The 16,523-nt window shown below is 60.1% G+C and carries 19 protein-coding genes; 14 read left to right on the top strand and 5 right to left on the bottom strand.

Annotated elements, in window-relative coordinates:
* Positions 1 to 31: 31 nt before the first annotated feature.
* The 3 genes from VOI23_RS16250 to VOI23_RS16240 are packed head-to-tail and all read right to left on the bottom strand — an operon-like array spanning position 32 to position 2,983.
* Entirely contained in the window at positions 32 to 778 is a 747-nt protein-coding gene (locus VOI23_RS16250) for an aspartate/glutamate racemase family protein (protein WP_323786013.1), read from the bottom strand.
* The gene (locus VOI23_RS16245) at positions 778 to 1,941 is read right to left on the bottom strand and encodes a Xaa-Pro peptidase family protein (protein WP_323786012.1); all 1,164 of its coding nucleotides are present in this window, start codon (positions 1,939 to 1,941) and stop codon (positions 778 to 780) included. Before VOI23_RS16245 ends, VOI23_RS16250 begins: the two co-directional genes overlap by 1 nt.
* On the bottom strand, positions 1,934 to 2,983 hold the full coding sequence (locus VOI23_RS16240; RefSeq protein ID WP_323786010.1) for a diaminopropionate ammonia-lyase: 1,050 nt from the start codon (positions 2,981 to 2,983) through the stop codon (positions 1,934 to 1,936). The genes VOI23_RS16245 and VOI23_RS16240 overlap by 8 nt, the downstream gene beginning before the upstream one ends.
* A gap of 245 nt (positions 2,984 to 3,228) precedes the next feature.
* On the opposite strand from VOI23_RS16240, the gene VOI23_RS16235 reads away from it, so the two are divergent.
* Positions 3,229 to 4,062: a transglutaminase family protein gene (locus VOI23_RS16235; protein WP_323786008.1), complete on the top strand. Its 834-nt coding sequence runs from the start codon at positions 3,229 to 3,231 to the stop codon at positions 4,060 to 4,062.
* A gap of 219 nt (positions 4,063 to 4,281) precedes the next feature.
* Here the strand turns inward: VOI23_RS16235 and VOI23_RS16230 are convergent, their stop codons facing one another.
* The gene (locus tag VOI23_RS16230) at positions 4,282 to 5,022 is read right to left on the bottom strand and encodes an N-formylglutamate amidohydrolase (protein WP_323786006.1); all 741 of its coding nucleotides are present in this window, start codon (positions 5,020 to 5,022) and stop codon (positions 4,282 to 4,284) included.
* A gap of 118 nt (positions 5,023 to 5,140) precedes the next feature.
* Between VOI23_RS16230 and pyk the strand changes: the two genes are divergently transcribed.
* The 7 genes from pyk (at position 5,141) to pheT (ending at position 11,658) form a co-directional block, all read left to right on the top strand.
* Positions 5,141 to 6,589 (top strand): pyruvate kinase, encoded by a 1,449-nt coding sequence (gene pyk / locus VOI23_RS16225; protein WP_323786005.1) that lies wholly within the window; start codon positions 5,141 to 5,143, stop codon positions 6,587 to 6,589.
* Between the two features lie 29 nt (positions 6,590 to 6,618).
* On the top strand, positions 6,619 to 6,843 hold the full coding sequence (locus tag VOI23_RS16220; protein ID WP_323786004.1) for a hypothetical protein: 225 nt from the start codon (positions 6,619 to 6,621) through the stop codon (positions 6,841 to 6,843).
* A 112-nt stretch (positions 6,844 to 6,955) separates the two neighbouring features.
* Positions 6,956 to 7,156 carry a 50S ribosomal protein L35 gene (gene rpmI / locus VOI23_RS16215; RefSeq protein ID WP_323786003.1) on the top strand — a complete coding sequence of 67 codons (201 nt, stop codon included), beginning with the start codon at positions 6,956 to 6,958 and terminating at the stop codon, positions 7,154 to 7,156.
* A 15-nt stretch (positions 7,157 to 7,171) separates the two neighbouring features.
* Positions 7,172 to 7,534 (top strand): 50S ribosomal protein L20, encoded by a 363-nt coding sequence (rplT, locus tag VOI23_RS16210; RefSeq protein ID WP_058262815.1) that lies wholly within the window; start codon positions 7,172 to 7,174, stop codon positions 7,532 to 7,534.
* 113 nt (positions 7,535 to 7,647) lie between these two features.
* The gene (gene pheS, locus VOI23_RS16205; RefSeq protein WP_323786001.1) at positions 7,648 to 8,721 is read left to right on the top strand and encodes a phenylalanine--tRNA ligase subunit alpha; all 1,074 of its coding nucleotides are present in this window, start codon (positions 7,648 to 7,650) and stop codon (positions 8,719 to 8,721) included.
* Positions 8,722 to 8,811: 90 nt separating this feature from the next.
* Positions 8,812 to 9,234: an ASCH domain-containing protein gene (locus VOI23_RS16200; RefSeq protein ID WP_323785999.1), complete on the top strand. Its 423-nt coding sequence runs from the start codon at positions 8,812 to 8,814 to the stop codon at positions 9,232 to 9,234.
* A 24-nt stretch (positions 9,235 to 9,258) separates the two neighbouring features.
* The gene (gene pheT / locus VOI23_RS16195; protein ID WP_323785997.1) at positions 9,259 to 11,658 is read left to right on the top strand and encodes a phenylalanine--tRNA ligase subunit beta; all 2,400 of its coding nucleotides are present in this window, start codon (positions 9,259 to 9,261) and stop codon (positions 11,656 to 11,658) included.
* 164 nt (positions 11,659 to 11,822) lie between these two features.
* On the opposite strand, the gene VOI23_RS16190 is transcribed toward pheT, so the two are convergent.
* Positions 11,823 to 12,716: a LysR family transcriptional regulator gene (locus VOI23_RS16190; RefSeq protein ID WP_323785996.1), complete on the bottom strand. Its 894-nt coding sequence runs from the start codon at positions 12,714 to 12,716 to the stop codon at positions 11,823 to 11,825.
* An 85-nt stretch (positions 12,717 to 12,801) separates the two neighbouring features.
* Between VOI23_RS16190 and VOI23_RS16185 the strand changes: the two genes are divergently transcribed.
* The 6 genes from VOI23_RS16185 to rplA all read left to right on the top strand — a co-directional run bounded on the left by VOI23_RS16185 (position 12,802) and on the right by rplA (position 16,212).
* The gene (locus VOI23_RS16185) at positions 12,802 to 13,440 is read left to right on the top strand and encodes a class I SAM-dependent methyltransferase (protein WP_323785994.1); all 639 of its coding nucleotides are present in this window, start codon (positions 12,802 to 12,804) and stop codon (positions 13,438 to 13,440) included.
* A 76-nt stretch (positions 13,441 to 13,516) separates the two neighbouring features.
* On the top strand, positions 13,517 to 13,966 hold the full coding sequence (locus VOI23_RS16180; protein WP_323785993.1) for a YtoQ family protein: 450 nt from the start codon (positions 13,517 to 13,519) through the stop codon (positions 13,964 to 13,966).
* Between the two features lie 65 nt (positions 13,967 to 14,031).
* Entirely contained in the window at positions 14,032 to 14,229 is a 198-nt protein-coding gene (gene secE, locus VOI23_RS16175) for a preprotein translocase subunit SecE (RefSeq protein WP_323785992.1), read from the top strand.
* Positions 14,230 to 14,425: 196 nt separating this feature from the next.
* Positions 14,426 to 14,959: a transcription termination/antitermination protein NusG gene (gene nusG, locus VOI23_RS16170; RefSeq protein WP_323785991.1), complete on the top strand. Its 534-nt coding sequence runs from the start codon at positions 14,426 to 14,428 to the stop codon at positions 14,957 to 14,959.
* Positions 14,960 to 15,086: 127 nt separating this feature from the next.
* Positions 15,087 to 15,512 (top strand): 50S ribosomal protein L11, encoded by a 426-nt coding sequence (rplK, locus tag VOI23_RS16165; RefSeq protein ID WP_058262807.1) that lies wholly within the window; start codon positions 15,087 to 15,089, stop codon positions 15,510 to 15,512.
* Between the two features lies 1 nt (position 15,513).
* Positions 15,514 to 16,212 (top strand): 50S ribosomal protein L1, encoded by a 699-nt coding sequence (gene rplA, locus VOI23_RS16160; protein ID WP_323785989.1) that lies wholly within the window; start codon positions 15,514 to 15,516, stop codon positions 16,210 to 16,212.
* Positions 16,213 to 16,523: the final 311 nt, after the last annotated feature.

Here is a 16,523-nt window from a genome sequence, read left to right as displayed (position 1 = left end):
GCCTGCCCGGACCACGGTAGGCCGCGCCGGATCAGAGCCGGAACAAACCGCCCGGCGCTTGGGCGGTCAGCGGCGCACCTGCGCTGCGGGCCATGTGCCAGATCAGCGCCTGATTGCTGCTGATCACCGGCATGCCAAGCCGGTTTTCCAGATCGTCAATAATGTCGAATGTGCGTAGATTAGTGCAGGATAGAAACACCGCTTCAGCTCCTTCCGTCCTTCCCGCTTGCATCGCCGCGTCATGGATCGACTGCGGGTCGATCCTCGCAACCCGGGCCTCGATTTCTTCGCCGAAGGAAATCGTGTTGCGCACATCGAAGCCGTGCGCGCCGAACGTCGCGGAAACGGAATCGGCGACCGAAGCGATATAGGGGGATACGATGGCGATTGACCGGGCATTGACCGCCTGCAATGCTGCGACGCTGGCGGTTAACGGATTGCTGACAGCACGGGTGTTCACGCTGCCCGAAACAAGAGACGCGACCCTCTGGGCCCCGATCAGCGTGGTGCCCGAGGTACAGGCATATCCGACGGCATCGAACGCCGCTGCGGGTGGCAACAAAGCGGCGGCGCGCGGTAATTCTGCCTCCATCGCGGCAATCGTATCCGGGGTTAATTCAGCCCCTGACGGGATGCGCGAAATATGAAGGGCGACATCGGGCAGCGCAAAGGCCCGGCGGAAATCCTGTTCCACCGTTTCATCGACCTGCAGCACGATCAGGCCAAGCGTTGCCTTGGTTCCGATCGGACCGGTCAGACGGTAGGGAAAGGATGCCATCAGTGGAACTCCGGTAATTCGGGCGGGGTACGGGCCGACAGAAGTTCGGCCCCATCCGCGCGAAGTACGATGTTTTCTTCGTGTACCATGATCTTTCCCGGCGCGATTTCGACGCCTGGTTCCAGTGTCAAAACCATGCCTTCGCGCAGCACTGTGCCGTCCTTTGCTGTGACTGATGGCCATTCGGTCAACGTGACGCCAAGCCCGTGGCCCAAGCGACCGCTGCCGGGCTTGGCACCCTGCATGTGCAGCGCTCCGGTCAGAAGGTCATACAGATCGCGCGCGGTCATGCCCGGGCGCAGATCCGACAGCGCCACATCTGTTGCCGTAAACAGCGCGGCATGGGCCCGGCGCGCGGCGTCATCGGCTTTGCCAATGGCATAATTCCGGTCAAAATCGCAGAAATACCCATCGCGCACCGCCCCGGTGTCAAGCATCAGCACATCACCCGGGGCAAGCGGGCGCGACCCTGCCGGAGAAATCACATCGCCATACCCGCCCGGACCGGCGCCGCCGGCGACATAGCTCACCCAATCCGCGCCTTCCTGCAACAGGGCGATCTGGAAATCGCGGAACACCTGATCAAGCGGACGGCCCGCCCCGGCAAAATCCGGCACACGGGCAAAAGTGCGATCTGCAACGCCGCAAATCGCCCGGATCTTTTCGATCTCAGCCTCGGATTTGACCTCGCGCACTCGTTGTACCGTATCGGTCGCATCGACGAAACGGCGCGGCGCGATGCGCGCGCCCACCCGGGCGTAGTCGGCCAGTGGCATCCGCAGTTGGGTTTCAAGCCGCATCGGCACCCCGATAGACCCCGTTTCGGGTACCAAAGCGGTCAGTGTGTCGGCCAGCAGGCTCACACCGTCATCTTCCGGGTCCGGCGCATCCCATATGCGAATATCCGTCACCCAACAGCGCCGCATCAGGTCGGCCCCGATGGCGGGGATCACGGCGATGGGGGCGCCTGTGGCAGGGACGACAATGAACCACGGCCGCGCCGGGCTTTCCCAGAACCGGGTCAAGAAGCCAGTGACATAAAACACATCTGCGGGCGTCGTCAGTAAAAGCGCGTCCTGCCCGTCCGCCTGCATCCGCCGTTGCAGGCGCGTCACCCGTAGCCGGTATTCCGTTGCCGGAAAGATCAGCGACGGTTCAGCCATCTTCGGGTCCTTCGCTCAGAATGGCGAGAACGCGGGCTTGCGCACCAAGTTCGGGACGCGCGGCGAACAATGCGGCCAATCCGGCCCCGCCGGACGGGGTTGTCGGCAATCCGCTTTCGGCCAGCCGGGCAACCGCCGTTGCAGCCTCGTCTTCGCTGATCGTCACGAACAGATCGGCATCGCGTGCCAGACCGGCCAGCGCGATCATCGACGGCGTTTTGCAATCCAGACGTCCCATCGACGACACAGGACCTTCGGTTGTGATCAGGCGTCCGGCGCGGATGCTTTCAATCAGTGCCGGGGCGGCGTCGGGTTCCACGACGATAATGACCGGGTTCGCTCCCCAGACCGCCCGCGCATAGGCGGCAACCGCCGCCGCCAATCCGCCAACACCGGCCTGAAGGAAAATATGCGTGGGCGGCGTTTCAATCTGCTCTGCAATCTCGGCTGCGAGCTGCAAATAGCCTTCCATTACCCGCGTGGGCAGGTCCTCATATCCGGGCCATGAGCTGTCCGACAGCAGGGTCCAGCCGTTATCGTCGGCCGCCGCTTCCGCCGCCTCCATGCTGGCACCATAGGTTGCCCCGGCGCGCACCACATCGGCACCTTTCGCCCGCAATCGTTCTGCGAAGGCCTCGGGCACCGTCTTGGCCAGGTAAATCACTGCTCTGGCGCCGAACAGCCGCGCGCCCACTGCAACCGATAACCCGTGATTTCCTGCACTTGCGGTGACGAAAACCCGACCGGCAAGCGCCTGTATCCAGTCGTCGTCCTGAACAACTCCGGCCGCTTCCCGCGCGATAGCATAGGAGGCGCCAAGTGCCTTGAAGCTGCCCAGCCCCATACGGTCCCGTTCATCCTTGACATAAAGCTTGGCAATGCCCATCTGCGCGGCCAGGTTCGGCAAGTCCAGCAACGCGGTTTGGCTGTGCGCCGGGCATAGGGACAGCAATTCACCAACCGCTGTCGCGTCGCTCAGTGGAAATCGGGTCGCATCGGGCAGGCCGGTTCCGCGAAGGGGATTCTCAAAAAGGTCAGTCATGGTCGGGAACTCCTTTCTTTCCCGAGGCATAGCAGCGGTGCCCACACTCAGCCAACCTTTTCGTAACCGGATCGAATGCGGGGGGCTGTTTTCTCTTCGTGTTAAGGCAAGGCAATGCGGACAAAGCTTGCCCGGATGGTTATAGTACCCCAGACGCAAGACCGAGCGAATATGTTCGCAACCCTGCCAGAACTCTGGCGCAGCTCACCGACTTTTAAACAAAAACAATCTTCCGGAGCATTATAATGCGTATGCAACTGGGATGCCGACTGTCTTTCTGGCTTCCGCAACCGACCCCTATGATATTACTGCTAAACGTTCATTATTCACGCGCCAGCGATCTTGTCCGGCCGGATCTGTTGATGACCGATCCACCGGTCGAGATAGAGGCCTATCGGGATAGCTTTGGAAATTGGTGCAACCGATTGGTGGCGCCTCCGGGCATGATGACGGTCTCGACCGACGGGATTATCAAAGATTCCGGACTACCCGACCCGATTGATCTGTCAGCCGAGCAGCAACCGGTTGATCAGCTTCCAAGCGAGGTGCTGCCTTTTCTGCTGCCGAGCCGTTACTGCGAAAGCGACGTCCTTTCGGATTTCGCATGGAACCGTTTCAATCACGAACCTCTTGGTTGGCCGCGGGTTCAGGCGGTTTGCGACTTCGTCCACAATCATGTCCGGTTCGGCTATGAAAATTCGCGACCGACCCGGACAGCCGTGGAAACGCTGAATGAAGCTGTCGGTGTTTGCCGGGACTTCACGCATCTTGCGGTCGCCTTGTGTCGGTGTCTCAACATCCCGACAAGGTATTGCACAGGGTATATCAGCGATATCGGGCAACCACCGCCCTATGGCGCGATGGATTTTGCAGCCTGGATGGAAGTATATCTCGGTGGGAAATGGTGGGTGTTCGATCCGCGCAACAACGACGCCCGGCTTGGCCGCGTCCTGATCGCGCGTGGGCGTGATGCGGCTGATGTACCGTTGACCCACAGTTTCGGTCAGCACGAACTTAAAAATTTCGAGGTTTGGATCGGCGAAGTCGGGGAAACGACAGAACCGTCATCGGGGCAGTAACTTCCCGTTTGAACAAATCGATCTTGGTGCGGCGAGCGTTTGTATTGTGTTCAAATTTGTGAGTTCGCTTCCTGCGGGCGATTATTCTATTTTGGGTGAGCCCCCTGCAGGGCGACGATGGATCGGGAGCAGGCCCGCAACAGGTTGGATGCCATCCGGCTGCGTTTCGCGCTTACGGTCCGGATGGGCGCGATTCTAGTGCTGTTGCACTAGGGTTTTTCAGGCTCCCGACTGTTTAAGCGCCTGCTCCATGATCGGTGCCAGCCGATTACCCCACTCGCCCTGATGGTCTTTGGTTTCGATCAGGTCGTTGCGCAGTTCGATCAGGACGTTGGGCCGCTGATAGGCAATCGCGTGACGGGCAATCGCGTCCCCCGGTAGGTGACCGCCATAGGGTTCATTTTCCCCGACGCAAAGATCCTTTTCATCGCGCAGCAGCCGCAACATCGGTTTGGCCAGCCGGGTATCGGAGGCATATAGCAGGCCGATATGCCAGGGTCGCGGTTCGCGCCCCTGCAATTGCCGGGTGAAGCTGTGCACAGACACGATGACGGTGTCGTCCCGCCGCGCGGCCAGTTCTGCCAGCGCGGTGTGATAGGGGCGATAGCAGGCATTCAATCGGCGTTCCAGTTCGTCCGGACCGGCATGGCGATTGGCCGGTATGATGGTGCCGTCATAAAGCTTCATCAGCAGGGTCGGATCGTCTTCGCCCCGGTTGGGGTCGATCACCAGCCGGGAAAAGTTCGACAGGATGGCGGGCGCGTTCATTGCTTCGGCCAGTGCTTCGGCCAGTCCGGCTGCGCCGACATCATAGGCAATGTGGCGTTCCATGTCGCCCCGGGCCAGACCCAACTGGCCGTCGTTGACAAAGGGCGGCACCGTATTGGCGGCGTGGTCGCAGGTGATCAACCAGCGTGAGGGGCGATCCGCCCCGATTATGCGATAAGGTTCATAAGTCATGAAAGTTTCACTTCCTTTCATGCCCCTGTACGGCAGAATGCTACAAATGGGAATTGTCTGTATCGCCACAATCGCTATAAGTTAGCGGTAACACGTTCTGACGCAGCTAGGAGACGGAATGAGACGCTTTCGCAATGTTAAGATCGTGGCGACACTTGGGCCGGCTTCGAACGATTATGCAATGATCCGCAAATTGCACGAAGCCGGTGCAGATGTGTTTCGGCTGAATATGAGCCATGGCAGCCACGATGAGATCCGCGAACGCCATGCGATGATTCGTCAGGTCGAAAGCGATCTGGACAATCCGATCGGCATTCTGGCCGATCTGCAGGGACCCAAGCTGCGTGTTGGGGTTTTTGCCAAAAACGAAGAGATATTGGAAAACGGCGCGTCCTTCCGTTTGGATCTGGACCCGGCACCGGGCGATGTGAACCGGGTCTGCCTGCCGCATCCGGAGATTTTTGCCGCACTCGAAGTCGGGGCGGGCCTGCTGGTCAACGACGGCAAGATCCGGTTGCGGGTGACCGATTGCGGGACCGATTTCGCCGAATGCGAAGTGATCAATGGCGGCATGATTTCGAACCGGAAAGGGGTCAATGTACCCGACGTGGTTCTGCCGCTGGCGGCGCTGTCGGACAAGGATCGCAAGGATCTCGAATTTGTCTGTCAGCTTGGGGTGGACTGGCTGGCGTTGAGCTTCGTTCAGCGGCCCGAGGATGTCTGGGAAGCGCGGCAACTGGCCAATGGCCGGGCCTCGATCCTGTCGAAGATCGAAAAACCGGCGGCGGTGAAAGATTTTGATGCGATCCTTGATGTCAGCGACGGGGTAATGGTGGCGCGCGGCGATCTGGGCGTGGAATTGCCGGTGCAGAACGTGCCGTCGATCCAGAAGCAACTGATCCGCAAATGTCGTAAAGTGGCCAAGCCGGTGATCGTCGCCACCCAGATGTTGGAATCGATGATTGAATCGCCTATGCCAACGCGGGCCGAAGTGTCCGACGTGGCCAATGCGATTTATGAAGGGACCGACGCGATCATGTTGAGCGCGGAATCGGCGGCGGGTGAATTCCCGGTCGAAGCGGTCACCATGATGAACGATATCGCCATCGAGGTCGAAAGCGACGAGACCTATCGCGATGTCATCGACGCGTCGCGGTCGGCGGATCGCAAAACCGTTGCCGACGGCATCGTTGCCGCCGCCCGTGAAATAGCTGAAACCACCCATATCAAGGCCATCTGCTGTTTTACCCAATCGGGTACCACCGCTGCGCTGGTGGCGCGCGAACGGCCGAGGGTGCCGATCATCGCGATGACGCCCTTGCGCGACACCGCGCGGTGCCTGGCTCTGACCTGGGGCACCGATTGCGTGGTCATCAAAGAACCCGTCGACCGGTTCAAGCAGGCGGTGGTCAATTCGGCGCGCGCCGCGAGGATGGGCGGCTATGCCGGTGAAGAAGATCAGATCCTCGTTACCGCTGGTGTTCCCTTCAACGTGCCCGGCACCACGAACATTTTGCGTGTTGCGCCCTGCGCGGAACATTTGATCTATGCCACCGACCCGGAGTAACCTTTTCCGATAGAGGCGTGGAGAAGGCGATGGATTCCGATCTCATACTTGTCATTGGAGTGACCGTCGCGGGGTTTTCCATCCCGTCGATGGTATCAGCCTGGAGCGATGGCCTGATGCCGCGCGTGCCGATACTGAGCTTCCTGCTGGGCATGGCCTTGACGGTCTATGCTTATGTGCTCAAAGCGGATGGCGTTGACCTTACCGATATTCCGATGGCCTATATCCGAGTGGTCGGACGTATCTTGAACTGAATTATGCTTGCAATCGCGGCGGTTCCTTCGTAAAGGGGCGGCCTGTCTGCGCGGCCGGCCGATAGTGGCATGCCGAGTCGCGTGTAATCGTTGAATAGACAAGGAGACGAAAATGCCCAAGATGAAGACGAAGTCGAGCGCCAAGAAGCGCTTCAAGGTGACCGCGACCGGTAAGGTCATGGGGGGTCAGGCCGGCAAACGCCACGGCATGATCAAGCGCACCAAGAAATTCATCCGCGACGCACGCGGCAACACCACGCTGTCGGCTCCCGACGCCAAAATCGTCAAGGGCTTCATGCCCTACGACCGCTAAGAGAGGAGAGCTGATATGTCCCGCGTTAAAGGTGGTACCACAACTCACGCCCGTCACAAGAAGGTCATCAAGGCAGCCAAGGGTTACTATGGCCGCCGCAAGAATACCTTCAAGGTCGCCCGTCAGGCCGTCGACAAGGCGAATCAATACGCAACCCGCGACCGTAAGAACCGCAAGCGTAATTTCCGCGCATTGTGGATTCAGCGGATCAATGCCGCAGTTCGCAGCCATGACGAAGCGCTGACCTATTCGCGTTTCATCAACGGTCTGGGCCTGGCTGGCATCGAAGTTGACCGTAAGGTTCTGGCCGATCTGGCCGTGCATGAACCCGAAGCGTTTGGCGCCATCGTCGAAAAGGCGAAGGCCGCGCTCGCGTAAATCCCACACTGGGATCAAGATTAAAGAAGCCGCGGACCTTATCGGGTCTCGCGGCTTCTTGCGTTTTGGGCCCGCGCTGGGTAGCAGAGGCTTAACGGAATTGGAGGGGTCGGATGGACGATCTGAAACAGAAATACCTCAGCGCCATCGCCGATGCAGGCGATGAAGCCACGCTGGAGGAACTGCGCCTGCAGGCGGTGGGCAAAAAGGGCGAAGTGAGCCTGAGAATGCGTGCGCTGGGCAAGATGAGCCCGGAAGAGCGCCAGGTGGCCGGTCCCGCGCTGAACGCGCTGAAGGATGAAATCAATTCGGCGCTGGCGGCGAAAAAATCCGCGCTGGCCGATGCCGCGCTGGATGAACGGCTGCGCACCGAATGGCTGGACGTGACCCTGCCGGGGCGCGGCGACCGTCACGGCACAATCCACCCCGTCAGCCAGGTCAGCGAAGAAATCGCCGCGATCTTCGCCAATCTGGGCTTCGCCGTGGCCGAGGGTCCGCAGATCGAAACTGACTGGTACAATTTCGACAGCCTGAACATCCCGCCGCATCACCCCGCGCGGCAGGAATTCGATACGTTTTACATGCACCGGGACGCAGGCGACGACCGCCCGCCGCACGTGCTGCGCACCCATACCTCGCCGGTGCAGACCCGCGCGATGGAAAAGCAGGGCGCGCCGATCCGCGTGATCGCGCCGGGCCGGGTGTATCGTTCCGACTATGACCAGACCCACACGCCGATGTTCCATCAGGTCGAAGGATTGGCCATCGACCGCGACATTTCGATGGCCAACCTGAAATGGGTGCTGGAGGAATTCTTTGCCGCGTTTTTCGAAATCGACGGCATCAAGACCCGTTTCCGCGCGTCGCATTTCCCCTTCACCGAACCCTCGGCCGAGGTCGATATTCAGTGCAGCTGGGTCGATGGTCAGCTGAAGATCGGCGAAGGCGACGACTGGATGGAGGTTCTGGGATCGGGCATGGTGCATCCGAATGTTCTGCAGGCCGCAGGCGTGAACCCGGACGAATGGCAGGGCTTTGCCTTCGGCATGGGGATCGACCGTCTGGCGATGCTGAAATACGGCATCCCCGACCTGCGGGCGTTCTTCGACAGCGATCTGCGCTGGCTGCGCCATTACGGGTTCGCGTCGCTTGACGTGCCGACCCTGCATGGGGGGCTGAGCAGGTGATCCACCTGACCGTCTCTTGCAGGGCGGTCGCGACGGCAGCCTGTTGCCCAACGGAATTGATGCGCCGACTCTGCGATTGGGGATTAAGCAATGATTGACGAAATGGAAGACCTGCAAGTTACCTTTCCAGGGGCGGGAACGTTTACGTTCAGCGATGACAAGGTCCAGTCTGACGCTTTGCTGGCGTTGGTGCGTGCTGGTAAGAAAACCGCGAATTGTGCGGCTTTGGCTGATTTCGACGATGATCCCGAAGCATTGCCTAAAGTGGGCCGTCACGACATTGCCGCCAATTGGGACGGCACACCTGCCCTGATCATCCGCACCATATCGGTTCAGAATACCCGATTTTGCGACATCACCGAAGCGTTGGCTTTAACCGAAGGCGAAGACGATACGCTTGATGCTTGGCGTAAGCGGCATGAAGTCGCTTTCAGGGGTGAGGGCCGCTTTGACAACGAAATGATGCTGGTGTTCGAAACATTCGAACTGGTTGAGGATTTGGCAGACCGCTGAGCGGTGCCTTTGGAGGACATAAAAATGAAATTCACCCTTTCTTGGCTGAAAGAACACCTCGAAACTGAGGCGTCTCTGGACGAAATTCTCTACGCCCTGACCGATCTGGGTCTGGAAGTGGAAGGGGTCGAAGATCCGGCCTCGAAACTGGCCTCCTTCACCTTGGCCAAGGTCAAGCACGCCGAACAGCACCCCGATGCCGACCGTCTGCGCGTCTGCACGGTGGAAACCGACGAGGGCGACAAGCAGATCGTCTGCGGCGCGCCGAACGCGCGCGAAGGCATCACCGTGGTCCTGTGCAAGCCCGGCGATTACGTGCCCGGCATCGACGTGAGCCTGAGCGTCGGCAACATCCGCGGCGTCGAAAGCCACGGCATGATGGCGTCGGAACGCGAACTGGAGCTGTCGGACGAACATAACGGCATCATCGAACTGCCTTCGGGCGAGGTGGGGCAGAAATTCATCGACTGGCTGGCCCAGAACGATCCGGTGAAAGTCGATCCGGTGATCGACATCGCCATCACGCCAAACCGTCCCGATGCTCTGGGTGTGCGCGGTATCGCCCGCGATCTGGCAGCAAGGGGCCTGGGCGAATTGAAGCCGGTTACCGAGCATAATATCGACGGTCAGTTTTCCTGCCCGATCAAGGTGGTGATCGACGAAGACGCGCAAGAGGGCGGCTGCGAAGTGTTTGCAGGTCGGCTGATCCGGGGCGTGAAAAACGGGCCCAGCCCGGACTGGCTGCAACAGCGATTGAAGGCGATCGGTCTGCGGCCGATTTCGGCGCTGGTCGATGTGACCAATTTCTTCACCTATGATCGCAACCGGCCGCTGCACGTGTTCGACGCGGGCAAGGTCAAGGGCGACCTGCATGTGCATCGCACCAAGGGCGGCGAAACCCTGATTGGTCTGGACGAGAAGGAATACAGTTTCCCCGAAGATGCGGTGGTGATTTCCGATGACAATGGTATCGAATCCATCGGTGGCATCATGGGCGGATTGGCGTCTGGCTGTACCCTGGACACGGTCGATGTGTTTCTGGAAGCTGCCGTCTGGGACCCGATCCAGATCGCCAAGACCGGCCGCGCACTGAAGATCAACACCGACGCGCGCTATCGCAATGAACGCGGCATTGATCCGGCCTATAACATGCAGGCAATGGAAGACGCGGCGCAGATGATCCTTGATCTGTGCGGCGGCGAAGCGTCGGATGTGGTGGTGGCGGGGGCTGTGCCGGATGTGGCGCGGGCCTATACCCTGAATGCGGGCCGGGTCGTGTCGCTGGTCGGTATGGATATCGCCGAATCCGAACAGCGTCAGACCCTGACCAAGCTGGGTTTCCGGATGGAAGGCAATCTGGCGCACGTGCCCAGCTGGCGCCCCGATGTGCAGGGGCCGGCCGACCTGGTCGAGGAGGTGGCGCGGATTGCGTCGCTGACCAAGCTGGAACCCAAGCCGCTGGCGCGGCCTTCGGTCGGGGTTCCGCGCCCGATCCTGTCGCCGATACAGGTGCGCGAACAGATGGCGCGGCGCACGGCAGCGCAGCTGGGTTATAATGAATGCGTGACCTATTCCTTCATCGACAAGGCCTCGGCCATGCTGTTCGGCGGCGGGACGGATGCGACGATGCTGGATAACCCGATTTCCAGCGAGATGAGCCATATGCGCCCCGACCTGTTGCCCGGGCTGTTGCAGGCGGCGGCGCGCAATCAGGCACGTGGGTTCCACGATCTGGCCTTGTTCGAATGCGGTCCGGCCTTTGTCGGTGGCGAACCGGGCGAGCAGCGGTTGCAGGTCAGCGGCCTGCTGGTTGGGCGCACCGGGCCGAAGGATGTGCATGTCGCATCGCGGGTGGTCGATGTTTATGACGCTAAGGCCGATGCCGAGGCGGTTCTGGCCGCCATCGGGGCCCCCGCCAAGGTGCAGGTGTTGCGGAACGGTGAAGGCTGGTGGCATCCGGGCCGCCATGGCCAAATCTGTCTGGGACCGAAAAAGGTGCTGGGTGTCTTTGGCGAATTGCATCCCAAGGTTCTGGCCGAGATGGATGTGAAAGGACCTGCCGTGGCCTTCACGATCTGGCCCGAAGAGGTGCCGCTGCCGAAGAAGAAAGCGGCCACGCGCCCGGCACTGGAGCTGCGCGATCTGCAGGCGGTGGAACGCGATTTCGCCTTCGTGGTCGATGAAAAAGTCGAGGTGCTGACTTTGGTCAATGCCGCCGCCGGGGCCGATAAGTCCCTGATCGAAGCGGTCCGGGTGTTTGACCAGTTCATCGGCGGCAGCTTGGGCGAGGGCAAGAAATCCATTGCCATCACCGTGCGGTTGCAGCCGACACAAACGACGCTGAAGGAAAAGGACATTGAGGCTGTCGCGGCCAAGATCGTCGAGAAGGTCAGCAAGGCCACCGGCGGGGCGCTGCGTGGCTGAGTACAGCTTCGGTCGGCGGGGTTAAAGCCCGTCTGCCGGATTTGACAAGGGGGCCGCTCTAGGGTGGCCCTTTTCTTGTGGTGAGCGGAATTGGAGGCGCTGCCCCCGTCACCTTGCACGCGCCTCCCCCGGGGTGTTTCGGCTAATATGAAGCGCAGGTGGATTTAGCGGCTTTTCGACAGGAAATCGGCGAGCAGGTCGAAGACCAGACGGATGCGGCGGCTGGTGTGTAATTCGCGGTGGGTGGCGAGCCAGACCGGGAAGAGGATCGGCCCGAGGTCGGGCAGCACCCGTTCCATGTCGGGGGACATCCGCGCCACTGTCTCATCCATCGGGACGATCCCGAAGCCCTGACGCGCCAGTTCCCAGCCGACGAGTCCGCTGCCTGACCCGATGCGGAAATTGTCCTGCGTGACCGGCAGGCCCAGCGGGGTGAGATAGTCCCGCATGTTTTCGGCGTCGCCGTAATGGATGAAGTCATGATTTGCCAGGTCCGCCGGGCTTTGCGGACGACCCATCCGGTCGAGGTAATCGCGGGAGGCGTAGAAATGCGCCGTCGCTTCCTTCACCAACCGGGCGACCAGGTCGGGTTGTTCGGGGCGCCGATTGCGGATGGCGATATCGGCTTCGCGCCGCATCAGGTCGCGGATATCGTTGGCGGCTACGATATCGATCTGCAGGCGCGGGGCCTGAACGCGCAGTCGTTTCAGCGCCTGCGGCAGCACAAAGGCCGAAAACACATCCGAGGCGGTGATCCGGATCAGCCCCTCGATCGACTGCGATTGCCCTGAGGCGACCAGCGCCACGCGGTCGGCGGCTTCGCCCATGGCCCGGACATGGTCGAGCAGCTCTGTCCCCGCACGGGTCAGAAGCAGGCTGCGCCCGACCCGTTCAAACAACATCAGTCCGAGTTCTTGTTCTAATGCGGCGACCTGCCGGCCCAGTGTCGGCTGGGTCAGCCCTAGCCTGCGCGCGGCGGCGGAAAGCGAGCCTTCTTCGGCGGTGGCGAGAAAGGCGCGGACATGGTTCCAATCGAAAGGCAGAAGTGGGCTATCCATGCGATTACGTATAAAGCCGCTGCGGATTTTCGCAATTTCTTATGGCTTCCTGACTTTGTAGAGTGCGGCATGAAGGAGACCCGACATGCACAGTAGCGCAGATTTCTGGGACAAACTTGCAGTCCGCTATGCCAAATCGCCGATCCGCGATATGGAAGCATATGAATATACACTGGACCGGACCCGGTCCTACCTGAAGCCGACCGATCGGGTTCTGGAGCTGGGCTGTGGTACCGGCACTACCGCCGTCAAGCTGTCGGGTGACGCGGGGGAAATCGTCGCCAGCGACGTGGCGGCGCAGATGGTGGAGATCGGCAAGGTGCGTGCGGCGGAAGCCGGGGCCGGTAATGTCCACTTTGTGCAGGCCGACATGGATGATCCGGGATTGCGCGGAGTGCCCTATGATGTGGTCATGGCGTTTAACCTGTTGCATTTGATCGAAGCCACCGATGTGGCTCTGGCGCATATTTCCGACATGGTGAAGCCGGGTGGACTGTTCATTTCGAAAACAGCCTGTCTGGCCGAAGGTGGCGGTTCGTTGAAGCTGCGGGCGATCAAGCTGGCCTTGCCGCTGATGCGGTTGCTGGGCAAGGCACCTTTTGTACATTTTTTGACCATCGGCGCATTGGAACGGGCGGTTGAGCGCGCCGGCTTTGAGATCATCGAGGCAGGGAATTTCCCGGCCAATCCGCCCAGTCGCTATCTGGTCGCCCGCCGGAAATGAGAGGCAAGGCCCGCCCGGAGGCTGGGCTTTTATTGTCCGGCAGGTTATGACAGCCTCAAAAAACGAGGAGGCTGCAATGGCGTTGAAGGTCTATCTATCCGGCGAAATCCACACTGATTGGCGCGAACAGATTATCGACGGAGCCGCGGGGCTGGATGTCGAGTTCAGCGCACCGGTGACCGATCACGGCGCCAGCGACGATTGCGGCGTGGCGATCATGGGGGCAGAGCCGAATAAGTTCTGGCATGATCACAAGGGGGCCAAGCTGAATGCGATCCGTACCCGCAAGGGCATCGCCGATGCCGATATCGTCGTGGTGCGCTTTGGCGAGAAATACAAGCAGTGGAATGCGGCCTTCGATGCGGGTTATGCCGCCGCGCTTGGAAAGTCACTGATCGTGCTGCACGGGGCCGATCATCAACATGCGTTGAAAGAGGTCGATGCCGCCGCTTTGGCCGTGGCCGAAGAGCCGCGCCAGGTGGTCGAAATGCTGCGTTATGTGCTGAGTGGGGCACTGCCGGGCTGAGCCCTCTTGAATTCGTCCCGCGATACGCGTATCTGCGGCGCATTCCAGACAGAAAAGACGAAAGCATGGCACGCACAAATCCGCTTCAGTTCATTCAGCAGGTCCGCAGCGAAGTGGGCAAGGTCGCCTGGCCGACCCGGCGCGAGGTACTGCTGACCACCGTGATGGTGTTCATCATGGCGACGGTGACCGCGATTTTCTTTGCGCTGGTGGATCTGGCGATCAAGGGCGGATTACGCGGGCTGTTGTCGCTGTTTGGCTGAGGCCAGAGGCCTTGGATTGGAGCCTTTCCTCTTGAATTCGAATGGGTTCGGGGGTAGGTGACAGGCCTTATCCGGAAATGGCGTGCGGCGATTCGAGTTGCACGCCGCTTTTTTATTTCCGGGAGAAACGGGCAAGGGCCCGGGATTGATTGGAATTTTGCCCTTCGGGGCGCGTGGATGCAAGGACGGGATCAAGATGGCGAAGCGTTGGTATTCGGTGAGCGTTCTCTCGAACTTCGAGAAGAAAGTCGCCGAGCAGATTCGTCAGTCCGCAGAAGAAAACGGTCTGCAGGACGAAATCGAAGAAGTTTTGGTTCCCACCGAAGAAGTGATCGAGGTGCGCCGAGGCAAGAAAGTGACTTCCGAGCGACGCTTCATGCCCGGTTATGTGCTGGTGCGGATGGAAATGAGCGATCAGGGTTATCATCTGATCAACTCGATCAACCGCGTCACCGGATTCTTGGGGCCGCAAGGTCGCCCGATGCCGATGCGCGATGCCGAGGTGAACCAGATACTGAACCGTGTGCAGGAAGGCGAAGAAGCGCCGCGCACGCTGATCCGCTTTGAAGTGGGCGAGAAGGTCAAGGTTAACGATGGCCCGTTCGAAGATTTCGACGGCATGATCGAGGAGGTGGACGAAGATACACAGAAGCTGAAAGTGTCTGTGTCGATCTTTGGCCGCGAAACCCCGGTCGAACTGGATTTCACTCAGGTCACCAAACAGATCTGAGCGAACGGCCGCCCTGGTGGCGGCCCCCGAGAGTGGGAGGCGAGGGCATCGCGATGTCCGGACCAGACCACACAACTGAGAACCCCCGAGAACGCGTTCGAGGGGTGTTGGAAAAAGGAGAAGGCCAATGGCCAAGAAACTCGTCGGCACGCTGAAACTGCAGGTGCCCGCCGGTCAGGCAAACCCGTCCCCGCCGGTTGGTCCGGCACTGGGTCAGCGCGGCATCAACATAATGGAATTCTGTAAGGCGTTTAACGCCAAGACGCAGGACATGGAAGCTGGCGCACCGTGCCCGACCATCATCAGCTATTACCAGGACAAGTCCTTCACCATGGACATCAAGACGCCGCCCGCGTCTTATTACCTGAAAAAGGCTGCCAAGCTGAAGTCGGGCGCCAAGACGCCCGGTCGCGAAACCGTTGGGTCGGTGAGCGTGGCGCAGGTGAAAGAAATCGCCGAAGCCAAGATGAAGGATCTGAACGCCAACGATATCGAAGCGGCGATGCAGATCATCCTCGGGTCCGCCCGGTCCATGGGCATTGAGGTGAAGTAAGATGGCAAAGTTTGGAAAACGCACCACCGCTGCCCGTGAAGCTTTCGCCGGCAAGGAAAACCTGACTGTCGAAGAAGCCGTAGCGCTGGTTAAGGCCAATGCGACCGCCAAATTCGACGAAACCATCGAAATCGCGATGAATCTGGGTGTCGACACACGTCACGCCGATCAGATGGTCCGCGGCGTTGTTAGCCTGCCCAACGGCACCGGCAAAACCGTGCGAGTCGCCGTTTTCGCCCGGGGCCCCAAGGCGGAAGAAGCCCAGGCCGCAGGCGCAGATATCGTTGGCGCCGAGGATCTGATGGAAGCCATCCAGGGCGGCAAGATCGATTTCGATCGCTGCATTGCGACCCCTGACATGATGCCGGTTGTTGGCCGTCTGGGTAAAATCCTGGGTCCGCGCAACCTGATGCCGAACCCCAAGGTCGGTACTGTGACCATGGACGTGAAAGACGCTGTCGCGGCTGCAAAGGGTGGTGAAGTTCAGTTCCGCGCTGAAAAAGCCGGTGTGGTTCACGCCGGTGTCGGCAAGGCATCCTTCGACGAAGCCAAGCTGGTCGAGAATGTCAAAGCGTTCGTAGCGGCCGTGGCCAAGGCCAAGCCGTCGGGAGCCAAAGGCGCCTACATGAAGAAGATCGCGATCAGCTCGACCATGGGTCCGGGTGTAAGCGTCGACGTGTCGGCCGCCAACGCCGAGTAAGCTTTCTTTAGATCGATTTCGGATAAGGGCGCCCTCGTGGCGCCCTTATTCTTTGTAGCGAGAGCGGCAGCGGTTACCGGCGCGCGGGAGAATGTCAAATATTTTACCTTCCCCCCTTGGAAAGCTCCGGGAACTGGTCTAGACAGCATTGCGGAATAAAGCGTGCGATTCTTCGTGCGCTTTATTTTGTTTCGTCCAAGACGGTGGGTGGTGTCATCTGATGCCTTAATTTCCTGCCTGAGACGGGAATAACCAATTCAGCCTGGGTTCCTCGGGTGATTTTGGCTTTGCCCCGTAATTCGGACTTAGTC

This window comes from Thalassovita sp. (assembly GCF_034670005.1).
Classification (GTDB): domain Bacteria; phylum Pseudomonadota; class Alphaproteobacteria; order Rhodobacterales; family Rhodobacteraceae; genus Thalassobius.
This window is presented reverse-complemented; position numbering and strand designations above follow the sequence as displayed.

Coding starts and splice junctions, on each gene's coding strand:
- pheT (WP_323785997.1), top strand. CDS start 9,259: ATGAAATTCACCCTTTCTTGGCTGAAAGAACACCTCGAAACTGAGGCG.
- rplT (WP_058262815.1), top strand. CDS start 7,172: ATGTCCCGCGTTAAAGGTGGTACCACAACTCACGCCCGTCACAAGAAG.
- secE (WP_323785992.1), top strand. CDS start 14,032: ATGGCACGCACAAATCCGCTTCAGTTCATTCAGCAGGTCCGCAGCGAA.
- pyk (WP_323786005.1), top strand. CDS start 5,141: ATGAGACGCTTTCGCAATGTTAAGATCGTGGCGACACTTGGGCCGGCT.
- VOI23_RS16245 (WP_323786012.1), bottom strand. CDS start 1,941: ATGGCTGAACCGTCGCTGATCTTTCCGGCAACGGAATACCGGCTACGG.
- rplA (WP_323785989.1), top strand. CDS start 15,514: ATGGCAAAGTTTGGAAAACGCACCACCGCTGCCCGTGAAGCTTTCGCC.
- VOI23_RS16250 (WP_323786013.1), bottom strand. CDS start 778: ATGGCATCCTTTCCCTACCGTCTGACCGGTCCGATCGGAACCAAGGCA.
- VOI23_RS16190 (WP_323785996.1), bottom strand. CDS start 12,716: ATGGATAGCCCACTTCTGCCTTTCGATTGGAACCATGTCCGCGCCTTT.
- VOI23_RS16185 (WP_323785994.1), top strand. CDS start 12,802: ATGCACAGTAGCGCAGATTTCTGGGACAAACTTGCAGTCCGCTATGCC.
- pheS (WP_323786001.1), top strand. CDS start 7,648: ATGGACGATCTGAAACAGAAATACCTCAGCGCCATCGCCGATGCAGGC.
- VOI23_RS16220 (WP_323786004.1), top strand. CDS start 6,619: ATGGATTCCGATCTCATACTTGTCATTGGAGTGACCGTCGCGGGGTTT.
- rplK (WP_058262807.1), top strand. CDS start 15,087: ATGGCCAAGAAACTCGTCGGCACGCTGAAACTGCAGGTGCCCGCCGGT.
- rpmI (WP_323786003.1), top strand. CDS start 6,956: ATGCCCAAGATGAAGACGAAGTCGAGCGCCAAGAAGCGCTTCAAGGTG.
- VOI23_RS16235 (WP_323786008.1), top strand. CDS start 3,229: ATGCGTATGCAACTGGGATGCCGACTGTCTTTCTGGCTTCCGCAACCG.
- VOI23_RS16240 (WP_323786010.1), bottom strand. CDS start 2,983: ATGACTGACCTTTTTGAGAATCCCCTTCGCGGAACCGGCCTGCCCGAT.
- VOI23_RS16200 (WP_323785999.1), top strand. CDS start 8,812: ATGATTGACGAAATGGAAGACCTGCAAGTTACCTTTCCAGGGGCGGGA.
- VOI23_RS16230 (WP_323786006.1), bottom strand. CDS start 5,022: ATGACTTATGAACCTTATCGCATAATCGGGGCGGATCGCCCCTCACGC.
- nusG (WP_323785991.1), top strand. CDS start 14,426: ATGGCGAAGCGTTGGTATTCGGTGAGCGTTCTCTCGAACTTCGAGAAG.
- VOI23_RS16180 (WP_323785993.1), top strand. CDS start 13,517: ATGGCGTTGAAGGTCTATCTATCCGGCGAAATCCACACTGATTGGCGC.